This window comes from Achromobacter sp. ACM03 (genome assembly GCF_014851665.1).
GTDB classification, from domain to species: domain Bacteria; phylum Pseudomonadota; class Gammaproteobacteria; order Burkholderiales; family Burkholderiaceae_B; genus Achromobacter; species Achromobacter aegrifaciens.
Genome location: NZ_JACVAD010000002.1, coordinates 490,496 through 502,878, shown reverse-complemented (window position 1 = coordinate 502,878; position 12,383 = coordinate 490,496). Strand labels below are relative to the sequence as shown.

Genomic DNA, 12,383 nt, shown 5'->3' with positions numbered 1-12,383 from the left:
TCTATCGTACGAGTTATATCTTACGATATATATCTTACGATATACCTGCGATAGTCCAGCCGTCAAGCGCGACGTTCGATCACCCCTGCCGCGATCCCGCCCACGATGAGTGCCATGCCCGCCAGCAGCGAGGCGCTGACCGGCTCATGCAGGAACAGGGCCGCGCACAGCAGGCCGAACACGGGCACCCCCAGGAGCCCGATGGCAGTCACGCCTGCGGGCAATGCACGATTTACATTCACGGCAGCCCAGTGCGCCACCGCGATGCCGAACACGCCGGCATAGCCCAGCAGCCATGCCAGGTCGGCGCTCCACGCCACTTGCGGCGGACCTTCGGTTGCGTACGCCACGGCCGACAGTACGGCCGAAGCCAACAGGGCCTGCCACAGCGCGAGTTCGAAGGGCGGCGTAACCCAGCGGTGTGCGCGCACGTAGACGATATTGGCCGCCCAGCACAGCGCCGCCAGCAGGATCAGGCCATTGCCCAACAGGGCATCGCGATTGGTCCAGTCGAAGGCCAGCGGATTGAAGATGACGACCAGCCCCAGGAGGCCCAGCGCCAGCCCGGCCCGCCGGGCTGGCCCCACTGACTCCCTCAGGAACAGCCAGGCGCCCGGTATCACCCACAAAGGCGTGGTGTAGGCCAGCACGGCCGAGCGGCCCGCCGGCACGTACAGCATGCCCAGGCTGACCAGCGCGGCAAACGCCCCCATGTGCAGCAGCCCCACGCTGAAAATCACCGGAAGGTCGGCCTTGACCGGCCGGGCCACGCGGCGCAGCGCGAGACCCAGCAACAGCAATGCGGCGGTGCCCGCAATGCTGCGCGCGGCCGCTGCCCAGATAGGCGTCATGTACTGCAACAGCAGCTTGTTGACGATCCAGGTGAAGCCCCAGGCAAGCACCACCACGCCCAGCAGCAGCAAGGCGTGGCGGCGGGAAAGCGCAGTGGTGGACATGGCCGGCGGAAGCATCCGCGAGGACGCGGCGGTATGAAGATGCCGCGACTATAGGAGCCGCCCGCCACGGCTCCGTAGACCCACGGCGCGCCTATTACCTGGTGCCACGTGCGGGCTTGGATCGGGCCGCTACGCGCCCCGCGAGCCAACGCTCGAACGCCGCCGCCTTGGGTTCGTCGGGCGCGGGCGCGTAGACCACCAGCCGCAGGTGCCGGCTCTCGTCCACCGACAAGGTGGAATGCTCGAACGCCAGCGCGCCCAGGGCTGGCAGGCAGAGGCTGCGCAGGCCCATGCAGGACCCGTGCACATCGTGTTCGCGCCACCAGCTCTTGAAGTCCGGCGATACGCGCTCCAGTTCATCCACCAGCTCTCCGACGTCCGGCGCCTGGCCCGCGCTGGCGAAGTCGCGCCGGAACGTGGACAGCATGGCGGGCGCTTGCGCTGGCCAGTCCACGAACAGTTCGCGCATCGCCGGATCCGCGAACAGCATCCACAACAGGTTCCTGCGGCCCGGCGCCTGCGTTGAAAAATTGAACACGCGGTCCGCGGCCGCATTCCACGCCACTACGTCCCAGCGCAGATTGAGGATGTAGGCCGGGCGCGCGGGCAGGTCGTCCATCAGGCGGCGCACCTGTGCGGGCACCGTGCACCAGGTGCGCCCCGGTTCCGATGGCGGACGCTGGTGCGCCAGCAGGTAGAGATGACGGCGTTCGGCGGCGTCCAGCTTCAGCACGCGCGCCAGGTTTTCCAGGAAGCCTGCCGACACGCTGATGTTGCGCCCTTGTTCGAACCAGGTGTACCAGGCCAGGCCCACGCCGGCCAACGCGGCCACTTCCTCGCGCCGCAATCCCGGCGTGCGCCGGCGCCCCCCCGCGGGCAGCCCCAGCTCGGCAGGACTGAGCCGTTCGCGGCGCAGCCGCAGAAATTCCGACAGATCGGCGCGGGTGCGCTCCAGGCGCTTGGGGGCTGCGGTTGCGGTCATGAGTCTATTGCACCTGGTAATAGCATAAACAGCTAAATTGTATAAGGCTAAAAGCCTCTCCAGAATAGCGCCCATCCTGACTCCGATGGCGCTTTCCATGTCTTCTTCCACACTCCCCTGCCCTGGCGCGCACGCCGCGCCGCAGCCCGCCCTGGGCCGCCTGGGCCTGGCCGTGCTGCTGTCTGGCGGCTTCATCACGATCTTCGATCTGTTCGTGGTGAACGTCGCCATTCCCAGCATGCAATCCACCTTGTCCGCCAGCTTCGCGCAGATCAGCTTCATCATCGCCGCCTACGAGCTGGCCTATGGCGTGCTGCTGATCGCGGGCAGCCGGCTGGGCGACCGCCATGGCCGGCGGCGCCTGTTCATGCTGGGCATGGCGGGGTTTGCGCTGGCCTCGGCGCTGTGCGGCCTGGCGCCCACGGCCGACACGCTGATCGCCGCGCGCATCCTGCAAGGCATGGCCGCGGCCATGCTGTTTCCGCAGGTGTATGCGTTGATCCGAGTCAGCTATCAGGGCCAGGAACGGCAGCGCGCCTTCGGCTTGCTGGGCATGACGCTGGGACTGGCGGCCATCGCCGGACAGGTGCTGGGCGGCTGGATCGTGCATGCCGACCTGTTCGGGCTGGCATGGCGCAGCATATTCCTGCTCAACGTGCCGCTGGGCCTGCTGGCGTGGCGGCTGGCACGCCATATCCCGGAATCACGCGAGCCCTCGGCCGCCAGCATGGACTGGCCCGGTTCGGCGCTGGTGGGCGCAGGACTGGCCCTGCTGCTGCTGGCGCTGATAGAAGGTCCCGCGCGCCGCTGGCCCGCGTGGACGGTGGCCTGCGGCGTGGCGGCGCTGATCGCGCTGGCGCTGTTCGTGCGCATGCAGCGGCGTGTCGCGGCCCGCGGCGGCGCGCCGCTCGTTGACATGGCCTTGCTGGCGCAGCCGCGCTTCGCGGCGGGTTGTCTGCTGGTCATGCTGGTGTTCTCCACCGCCAGCGCCATGTTCCTCTGCTATGCGCTGCTGGTGCAGACTGGCTTCGGCCTGGACGCGCTGACGGCCGGCCTGATCTTCGCCCCCGCCAGCGTGGGCTTCGTGGCCGGATCGATGGCGGCGCCGCGGCTGGTGGCGCGCTTCGGCACGCTCGCCATCGCACTGGCCGCCCTGCTGTATGGCGGCGCCACGGCAACCTTGATGCTGCAGGTGGACGTGGCCGGCGCGAGCCTGGCGCCGTGGTCGCTGTTGCCGGCGCTGGTGTGGCTGGGCGCGGCCCAGGGCGCCGTCAACACGCCGCTGGTGAATCTGGCGCTGGGCTTCGTCGACGACCGCCACGCTGGCATGGCGGCCGGCGTGGTGTCGACCTTGCAGCAGGTGGGCGCGGCGCTGGGCGTGTCGGCGGCGGGCATGCTGTACGCCGGCGCACTCGATGCGCATGCCGCTGCAAGCGGGGCCGAACGTCACGCCAGTGCCTTTGCCAGCGCCATGCAGTTCAATGTCGCCGCGATCCTGATCGCGACGATTCTGTTGTGGCGGCTGGGGCGCCGCTACTGATAGCTCATCGTGAACGTGGCCCGCGCATTGGCGGTTCCGACAGTCACGACCTCGTCGGTTTGCACGTAGCGCGCCGTCAACGGGATGGAAAAGACACTGGCTCCGGGCGACACGGTGCCTGCCTTCCATTGGCCAGGGTTGCCAAGCACGTTCGAGTCCGCGCCATATCCCAGCACCGTGGTGCCATTCAATATTTCGACCCCGACGCCCGTGGCACCGGACCCGGGCGACAAGTTCAGCACCTTGGAGCGGTTGCCTGGCTTGGTGGCGTCCGTCAACGTGGCGTACACATCCAGCGAGCTCAGGCCATCCCCTCCCTTGCAACTCAGATCGATCTTGAAAGGGCGCTCAGCCGACGTCGAGCCGATACCCTTGAAAACCGTCTTGGAAACCACGCCCAGCGAGGTATGGATGGTGTCATTCGACGAAAAGGAACAAGTCGGCGGCCTTCTCACTCGTACGGTGGTCGTCCCGGCGTACCGGAACCGAGCATAGGTGTTCTGGGTACTTCCGAAGGTCCAAAAGGCGATATCCTCGCAACACCCAAAGGATCCAGAACCCACATTCCCAGTCTTGATCAGTTCATACTCGATCGTTACCTTCGGAGGGGTCCCTTCCACTACGGTCTCGCATTCCGTCGGCCAATAATTGGAGACGCAGGACCTGTACCGGGACTTGATGCGAGCGCCTACCCCGGGAATGCCAGTATTAAAGACCCCATTCTGTTCATATACGTCTAGGTAGATAAGCAAAGCGCCCGGGGGAGACTCTTCGGACGCACATCTACCAGGTATAAGCGCTCGGGTGCCCACCGTACCGGACCACATCACCTGACCGACACCCACGTCGGCATTAAGCTCGATCGTGGCAGGAAGGACGATCCCCAAAAAATGGGGTTGCTCACACGGAAATTGATCGCCGGCAGCGTTGGCGGGGGAGTAGACCAGCGACAGCAACGTCGCGCCAAGCAAAAACAGTATTCGAAACGTATTCATCTTGCGATTCCGGTCGAAGGTAAATTGAGAGATATCTAGCTGCAGCGGGTTTCGATCTGCCGATAGCTGTCCGGACCCATGCCTTTTTCCGTGGCCGGAAGTTCATAATCCATGCGGCATACATCGCCAGGCAGTTCGCCCCACTTGACGGTCAATTGGCCGCGGTCCTGCAGGCCGCGCGCCAGTACACGGCTTGCCTGCCCGACCAGACCGACTTCCACACCATGCTCATCCACCACGCTGGCGCCGAACGGCAGCGGCTTGCCATCGGCTTTCAGCACCTGCAGCATGGCCGACCGCCCCGAGACCGTGGCGTACCGCAGCATCGCGACCGCACCGGCGCGCGGCGCCACCTGCTGGCTGGTGACCTGCAGTTCCACATCGGTGGACAGCCCCTTGGGATCGATTTCCACCGTGTTCATGCGATACGGCGTCAGATGCGGCACGACGGCATATCCACGGCTGTTGACGCGCACGCCCGAGGCATTGAGCAGACGCGCGCCTTCGGCGTCGGGCGCTTCAACGATGCCGAAGGTTTCCGAAAGCGGCTGCGACAGCGTAAGGCCGCCCGGATGCGCGACGAGCGCCCCGCGCACGCCTACCGAGCTTTGCGAATAGCCCGTACCCACGCCTGCGCTGCCCGTGAATTCGGCGACCGGCGCGCGGTAAAGTACGCTGGCGCTGCCGCCGTTCATGCTGTCGCCCGAACCGCCGGAAGCATGGTCGGCGCTAAGGCTGTAGGACAGATCATTGTCCTCGCCCGTGGAGCCGGACAACGTGCTTTGCACCCGCAAGCGGCCGTCGGAATCGCGTCCGGCATTGGTCGACAGGCTGAGGGGATTGCTCTTGCCCAGCGGAATGCTGATGGTCGCGTAGACCGCGGTGCCCATCTGCTGTCGGCTGTCGCGCTGACGCTGGACGCTGATGTTGTAGCCCACGGTCTTGTACCGGTTCGCATAGGCGATGCTGTAGTTCACGTCGCGGCCGTCGCGGTTCCAATGGTCCACGCCCGAGGCGGTCAGGTTGATGCTGCCGCGCTGCCCGCCCAACTGCTGGCTCAGCATGATCGAGGCGCGGTTGCGCTCGCGCACCATGCTGCCGGTATAACGGTACTGGCCATAGCCGTAGAGCGAATTCATGGCTTCGTTCAGGCCGTAGAAGCCGCTGGTGGAATAGCGGTACGCCGCGATGGAGACGTTGGTGCCAGTGTTGGGCAGGTTCTTTGCATAGCTGGCGCGCATGCTGGTGCCGGTATGCGTAGCGTCTGCCTGCGACAGGCGCGACTGGGTCGCGTCCAGGCCGAACGCTCCGGCCGACGTATTCAGGGCCCCGCCCAACAAGACCGAGGTGTAGTTTTGCGCCACCGTGGCGCCGGCATAACCCGTGACCAGATTGGACAGGCCGCGTTGGTAGGTAGCCTGCAGGAAATGCGGGCTTTTCGACAATTGCTTGTTGCGCACGGCGCCGCCGACCACGCTATAGCGGCTCACGCCCGGGCGCAGCGACATCGGCACGGCGGCGTAGGGCACCGAAAACCTGCGCACGCTACCGTCGGCTTCCTGCACCGACACATCCAGGTCTCCGCCGTAGCCGGTGGCGTACAGGTCGGTGATTTCAAAGGCCCCCGGCGCCACCGTGGTTTCGTAGATGACGACCGAGTTCTGCCGGATGGTGACCCGCGCGTTACTGTTGGCCATGCCGCGCACCACGGGCGCGTAGCCGCGCATCGAGTCGGGCAGCATGCGATCGTCGCTGGCCAGGCGCACGCCCTTGAAGGGCGTGGATTCAAACAGTTCGCCGCTGGTATAGGCTTCGCCCAAGGTGAGTTGGGACGACAGCGCAACGATTTCGCGCTGCGCGTAAGTCGAGATGTTCTGGTACTGGCGCTGGCCCTGGGAATCGAAAGAATAGGAGCCATTGTGGCGCAGACGCCAATCACCCAGGTTGACGCCCGCGCGCAAGCCCAGATAGCCCTGCCGCTGCGTGCCGCCGAACGCTTTGTTGCGGTAGTTGTACAGGTTGAAGTCGTAATCGACCATGGCCGCGTTGACGCCCGAGTCCCATAGTTCCGGACTGACGTAACCGCGGGCGTGGCGGCTCATGGAGGCCTGGGGAATGCTGAGGTCCAGGCGCTGGTCGCCGAAGTCGAAATCGCTGCCGGCGTCCGCGGCGATCTCGGCCAGGCGCAGGCTGGCGTCTTGCGCCAACTTTGCGGTCGCCTCGGCGGGCAGCTTGCCCAGGTCGACGCCGATGCGCTGCAACAGCTGACGGTCGAACACGGGCTGCGCCGCCGCCTCGCCGGCAACCGCCGCGAACGGCACATCGACGCGGCCGACATAGCCCTGGTTGATGAACAAGTCCACCGAATAGCTGCCGGGCGCGGCCATGTTTCCCTTGGCGAAGCGCGACAGGTCGGTGCGCGGGCCCGAGCCGCCCATCAGGAAGGCATCCTCGAATTCCACCGAAGCCACCATCGTTCCGGATGCGTCGGCCTCGGCGGCCTGCGCCACCCGCTCATGCGCAACCAGGGCCACCAGCAGTGCCGCGCAAAGAGGGGTCAGACGCAGGCTGACGCTATCTCGCGTATGCAGGAGCTTTGAAAGGGTTTTCTTCATAACGGCGGAGCTGAAAGAGTGGATTCGATGAAAACGCTGGACAACACTCTCCCCGGGGATACCGTTACCGGCATCCCTCACAAGAGGAGTTTGGCGAGATGAGGGCCGCGCGCGTGCGCGGCTTAGCGTCCTAGCGCAGGGACGAGGCGGGTCCCGACATCAGCGGCAGGGAGCCTTCGACGTTCGCGCCCCAGTCGTTGATGCTGTTGAACTTGACCTGGGCACCGCCTGCCGGCGCCGATGTCATTCCCGCGAGGGGAAACAACGTGGAGTCGCCCGGCTTGACGTAACCGGCTCCGGCATCGAAGGTCTGGCCGCCAGACTGCAGGCTGATCTTGCCCAGGTTCACGACATAGGGCGTGGGATTGCTGGCCTTCAGCGCATAGCCTTTGCCGGCCGCGGCGGGAGCGACCTCCCAACGCAGCTGCGCCGGCGCCTCGTCTGCCTGGCCCGGCAGGCCTTGCGGGCGATACATCACCTTGATGCGCGTGCGAAAGGCAAGCTGCAGGCGATTGGCGTCTTCGCCGGCCTGAGCCTTGGGCGGGACTTCCAGCACGTTAAGCCAGTACATGCTTTCCTTATCCTGCGGCATCGATTCCTTGGTGTGGATCAGACGCAGGGTCTGCCCCTTGCCGGGATCCACGCGGAAGATGGCGGGCGTCAGCACGAAGGGGACCTTCAGCGTTTCCGGCGCGTCGGTGATGCTGCCGTCGTCCAGCCACGACTGAACCAGGGCAGGCGTACGGCCGTCATTGCTCAGCTTGATGGTGACTTCGCGCTCCTGCGCCGGATAGATCACGCGCGTGCTGGAAATAACGACGCTGGCCTGCGCCTGGAGTGCAAAACAGCCCGCGGCAAGCGTTGCGGCGGCCATCAGGGTGCGGCGTAGAGTTTTCATGATGTAGCCCTTGGTGGTGGATGCTGCGTCTATGGTCGGTTTCCTTCCAAGCCGTCTCGGGGAGCGGGTGAGACGGCTTGCAGGGAAACACCTGCCTCGGCGGCCCCGGGAGGCGGCCGCCGAGTCGGCGCATTACTCGTAGGAGATCGAGTACTGCACGCGCGAGTTGGCGGCGCCGGCGGTGGCGTTGCCCAGCGAGTGGTACTCGACGAAGTAGTCCAGGTCAGCCTTGCCGCCGGACAGCGTCACCGTCTGCGAGTTCTGCTGGCCGATGGCCGCGCCGGCCATGATTTCGCCGAACGAGTTGTTCAGCAGGCCCAGTTCGACTTTCTCGGCGCCGCCGGCGTCAACGATCAGACGGCCGGTGGTTTGCGAAACGGTGGGGCCGCCTTCGAAGTGGACCGAAACCGGCTGGTCGGTGGTGCAGCTGCTCAGCGCGATCTTGAACGGCGTACGGCCGGCGGTGGCGCCTGCGGTTTCCAGCGTCTTGGCCGACACGGTGGGCAGGGCCACGGTGAAGTTCTCGCCGCCGTTGCCGCCGTTGATGACGCAGGTGTTGGCGGTGATGTTGCCGGTGAATTCGATGGTGCCGTCGGCGGCGTGGGCGCTGGCGAAGGAGGCGAGGCCGGCGATGGCCAGAGCAGCGGTCAGGAGGGTCTTTTTCATGATGAGTCTTTTGAGTTGGGTTTTGAGGTGAGGGAAATCGCCTTTGCGGGCGGATCTTTGCTGCGTGCGCTAGTGCATGAGGGACCGTTGGGGACAGGTCTTTTTCAGCTCGCGTACTCAACAACTGCATCGTAGATTTCGCAGCGCAGGCCGCCCATCGGGCTAGTCCTCTCCGATCCGGGCAAGACATAGGACTAGGCCCATTTTTTGGCGCAGGCCCTCTCAGCACCGGAAAAAGCGCCCGCAGCCGAGCCCGCCAGCGAGCGGGCGCAGTGGTCGACAATCAAGGGGAAAGATCCCGTCAGGACACGAACCCGGACCGGGAAAGTCGGCGCATGCGGGGCCGCGCCCGGAAAGATTTCAGGCGGACAGCACGGGCCGCAGTAGCGGCTGATCGAGAAAGGAACAGCGCCGCAGAATGCGGCGCTGACTCAGAGCATCAGGCGGCCGGGACCGTCAGCGGCACGCCCGGCTGGCTGGCCGAGCGCGTGCCCGGCAGCGGATGACAGGACTGTGGATGGTAGGTATGCACCAGCGACAGCTTCACGCGGTCGCTGGCGTTGCCCTGGGCGGCATGCAGGGTGCGGCAATGGAAGAACACCACGTCGCCCGCCTGCAGTTCGGGGCAGACCGCGCGGGCGATCCACGCGGCGTTCTGGGGCGCGTCGTCGCGGAAGAACTTCTGCTGGTCGAACTGTTCCGGCGCGAAGGCGGCCGCGTGCGAACCCGGGATGAAGGACAGGCCGCCGTTGGCGCGCGTTTCCGGGCCCAGCGCCAGCCAGGTGGACACCAGATCGGTGTCGGAAAACGACCAATAGCGGATGTCCTGGTGCCAGCCGGTCAGGCTGCCATAGGCCGGATGCTTGGTCATCACGCAGTTGTGATGCACGGTGGACAGCACCGGCGTTTCGCCGAAGTAGCGTCCCAGCCACTGGCCGATGCGGGAATCGGCGGCCCATTGCGCGAACAAGGGGTCGCGGCCATAGGCGCCGAGCAGGCGCCGCACGGTCAGCCCGCCTTCGGCCGCGCGCGACTCGGGCGCGCCGGGATAGCGCAGGTCGGCTTCGTATTCGATGGGCGCGACGTGGTCGCGCAAATGGCGTTCGGCAACGGCGCGCAGCGCCGCCACCTGTTCCGGGCTGGCGAACTGGCGCGCCACCACGAAGCCCTGCTCGCGCAGGACGGCTATTTGGTCATCAGGCAACAACATGGCATTCAAGCAGCAGGGGGTTGGGCGGGAGGATTGATGCGAGCGGCATCGCGTTCCTGCACCTCATGGTGCACCCATTCGCGCCACACCGCCACCAGCAGGGCCATCAGCACGGGGCCGACGAACAGCCCGACGATGCCCATCGTCTTCACGCCCCCCACCAACCCGAAGAAGGTCGGCAGGAAAGGCAGCTTGACCGGCCCGCCCACCAGCCGCGGACGCAGAGTCTTGTCGACGATGAAGAGTTCCACGCTGCCCCACACCATCAGCGCGATGCCCGCCACCAGATGGCCCGAGCCGACCAGATAGAGCGACACCAGCGTGAACGACAGCGGCGCGCCGCCGGGTATCAGCGCCATGAAGCCGGTGACCACGCCCAGCAGCACGGGCGACGGCACGCCCGCCACCCAGTAGGCGATGCCCAGCACCACGCCCTCGCCCAGGGCGATCAGGCCCATGCCGGTGACGGTGGAGTTGATGGTGGCCGGCACCACGCGCGAAAAGCGCTGCCAGCGGGCAGGCAGGATGCGTTCGCCCAGCACGTCCAGCTGGGCCACCATGCGGATGCCGTCCTTGTAGACGAAGAACAGCGTGATCAGCATGAACAGCACGGTCAGCAGCAACTGGAACACATTGCCCGTGGCCGCCAGGACCATGCGGTAGATATTGCCCAGATGCTCGCCGCTGACGGCCTCGACCAGGGCGCCCAGCGCATGGGGCTGGCCGATATAGGATTCCCAGTACTGGCTCAGGCGCTCGCCCACTACAGGCATGGAGGTGATCCAGTTGGGCACGGCCACGCCATGGCGGTTGGCGGCGATGGCCCAGGCGAAGAAGGTACTGGCTTCCTTGATGGCGTAGGACAGCGCGAACGACATCGGCACGATCAGCACGACGATCACCACCAGCAGCGCCAGCGAGGCTGCCAGCGCGTTGCGGCCGCCGCAGCGCGCGACCAGCCGCTGGTACAAGGGCCAGCTGGCCAGGCCGATGATGAGTGCGGCGAGCGCGGGGACCAGGAAACCGCTGAGGAAGTACACCCCCGCCAACAGCACGAGCAACAAAAGCCAACGGGCGATCAGGTAAGCGGGTAGTACAGGCTGCATGGAGCGGATCGACAGTAAGGACGTTGTAGGCTTTGACTGTCGGACTATACAGACGTTTCATGCAATTCGAGGGACGCAAGGTCTGTATTTACTACGGGGTTTCCCGTGATTCCCCAGGTGGAGGGCGGATCCGCCCCCCACGCCATGCGCTTACAACGCGTACTCCGCGGCCTCTTCGCGCGCGGTACGGCGGCGCGGCGGCAGGTATTCCTCCAGCGCAGGCCTGGGCGCGGCGGACGGCGCGGCGTTCGCCTGGCCAGCCCCGCGGGCGTAGACGCTGCAGCTGGCCGCGGCCGGATCGGTCTCGTCGCGGCCGCTCAGTAGCGGGCAGCTGGCGAACAATTCAGCGGCCCAGTCGGTGAAGGCGCGCACCTTGGGCGACAGCTGGCGGCTTTGCGGATACAGCACCGAAATCGCGGTGGGGCTGGGCTTCCATTGCGGCAGCACCTCGATGAGTTCGCCCGATTGCAGGTGCGGCAGCGCCATGTAACGCGGTGTCTGGATCAAGCCGAAGCCCTTGAGCCCGCAATCCAGGTAGGCGCCGGATTCGTTCACCGACACCACGCCCTTCATTTCGACTTCCTGGTGCTTGCCGTCGACCCGGAAATCCCAGGCGCAATTGCGGCCGGTACGGCTGGAGAAATAGTGCACAGCGTGATGGTCGCGCAGTTCGTCGATGCTCTGCGGCAAGCCATGGCGCGCCACATAGGTGGGCGAGGCGCAGGTCACGCTCTGCAGCGTGCCGATGCGGCGCGCGACCAGGCTGGAATCCTCCAGGTCGCCGGCGCGGATCACGCAATCCACGGCCTCCTGCACCATGTCGACCGGGCGGTCGCCCAGGCCCAGCACCAGCTCCACGTCGGGGTATTTGTCGTGGAAATCACACAATGAGGGGATCAGGATCAGCCGCCCGATGCAGGTTGGGGCATCGATGCGCAGCCTGCCCTTCAGGCGCAGGGCCGCTTCCTGGAAGCAGGCCTCGGTTTCCTCGACGTCGGCCAGAATGCGCACGCAGTGCTGGTAATAGCCCGCGCCGTCGGGCGTCAGGCCGATACGGCGCGTGGTGCGGTTGAGCAGGCGCACGCCCAAGAGGCGTTCGAGGTTCTGGATGATGGTGGTGACGGTGGTGCGCGGAAGCGAGAGGCTGTCGGCCGCCCGGGTGAAGCTATTGGCGTCCACGACGCGCACAAACACCTGCATAGCCTGAAAACGGTCCATGGCGACGGTGTCCTTTAGGGGAAATAGTCGGTGTGGACGGAGCATAACCCGATTTCGGCGTTGATTAGTCGATCCTTACGACTAGTGTTGCCGAAACATCAGGGTTTATCCGACCCCCTAAACCGCTCAGAATGCAAACCATCTTGAAGTGCCCTTGCCGCCAGGCGCCATCAAAGGGCAAGCCTATCCTCAGATTC

Annotated in this window: 10 protein-coding genes; 1 reads left to right on the top strand and 9 read right to left on the bottom strand. The window is 65.7% G+C overall.

What is annotated here, in order from left to right; all coding sequences use genetic code 11:
- Positions 1-62: 62 nt before the first annotated feature.
- A complete protein-coding gene (locus IB257_RS10585) occupies positions 63-956 on the bottom strand; it encodes a DMT family transporter (RefSeq protein ID WP_192492269.1) in 894 nt (297 codons plus the stop codon).
- Between the two features lie 94 nt (positions 957-1,050).
- Positions 1,051-1,938, bottom strand: a complete 888-nt coding sequence (locus IB257_RS10580) for a helix-turn-helix transcriptional regulator (protein ID WP_192492268.1) — start codon at positions 1,936-1,938, stop codon at positions 1,051-1,053.
- Positions 1,939-2,035: 97 nt separating this feature from the next.
- On the opposite strand from IB257_RS10580, the gene IB257_RS10575 reads away from it, so the two are divergent.
- Positions 2,036-3,478 (top strand): MFS transporter, encoded by a 1,443-nt coding sequence (locus tag IB257_RS10575; protein ID WP_225588869.1) that lies wholly within the window; start codon positions 2,036-2,038, stop codon positions 3,476-3,478.
- Here the strand turns inward: IB257_RS10575 and IB257_RS31850 are convergent.
- The 7 genes from IB257_RS31850 to IB257_RS10540 all read right to left on the bottom strand — a co-directional run bounded on the left by IB257_RS31850 (position 3,472) and on the right by IB257_RS10540 (position 12,186).
- A complete protein-coding gene (locus IB257_RS31850; RefSeq protein WP_158598578.1) occupies positions 3,472-3,933 on the bottom strand; it encodes a fimbrial protein in 462 nt (153 codons plus the stop codon). The two genes, IB257_RS10575 and IB257_RS31850, sit on opposite strands and share 7 nt — an antisense overlap.
- 575 nt (positions 3,934-4,508) lie before the next feature.
- Positions 4,509-7,088 (bottom strand): fimbria/pilus outer membrane usher protein, encoded by a 2,580-nt coding sequence (locus tag IB257_RS10565; RefSeq protein WP_175212733.1) that lies wholly within the window; start codon positions 7,086-7,088, stop codon positions 4,509-4,511.
- Between the two features lie 130 nt (positions 7,089-7,218).
- Positions 7,219-7,986 carry a molecular chaperone gene (locus IB257_RS10560; RefSeq protein ID WP_192353005.1) on the bottom strand — a complete coding sequence of 256 codons (768 nt, stop codon included), beginning with the start codon at positions 7,984-7,986 and terminating at the stop codon, positions 7,219-7,221.
- Positions 7,987-8,118: 132 nt separating this feature from the next.
- Complete coding sequence (locus tag IB257_RS10555; RefSeq protein WP_054458801.1) at positions 8,119-8,652, bottom strand: fimbrial protein; 534 nt, start codon at positions 8,650-8,652, stop codon at positions 8,119-8,121.
- Positions 8,653-9,091: 439 nt separating this feature from the next.
- Positions 9,092-9,862 (bottom strand): phytanoyl-CoA dioxygenase family protein, encoded by a 771-nt coding sequence (locus IB257_RS10550; protein ID WP_156337480.1) that lies wholly within the window; start codon positions 9,860-9,862, stop codon positions 9,092-9,094.
- 5 nt (positions 9,863-9,867) lie between these two features.
- Positions 9,868-10,968 (bottom strand): AI-2E family transporter, encoded by a 1,101-nt coding sequence (locus IB257_RS10545; RefSeq protein ID WP_054458797.1) that lies wholly within the window; start codon positions 10,966-10,968, stop codon positions 9,868-9,870.
- Positions 10,969-11,118: 150 nt separating this feature from the next.
- Positions 11,119-12,186, bottom strand: coding sequence for a LysR family transcriptional regulator (locus IB257_RS10540; RefSeq protein WP_054458795.1), 1,068 nt, complete (start codon positions 12,184-12,186; stop codon positions 11,119-11,121).
- Between the last annotated feature and the right edge of the window lie 197 nt (positions 12,187-12,383).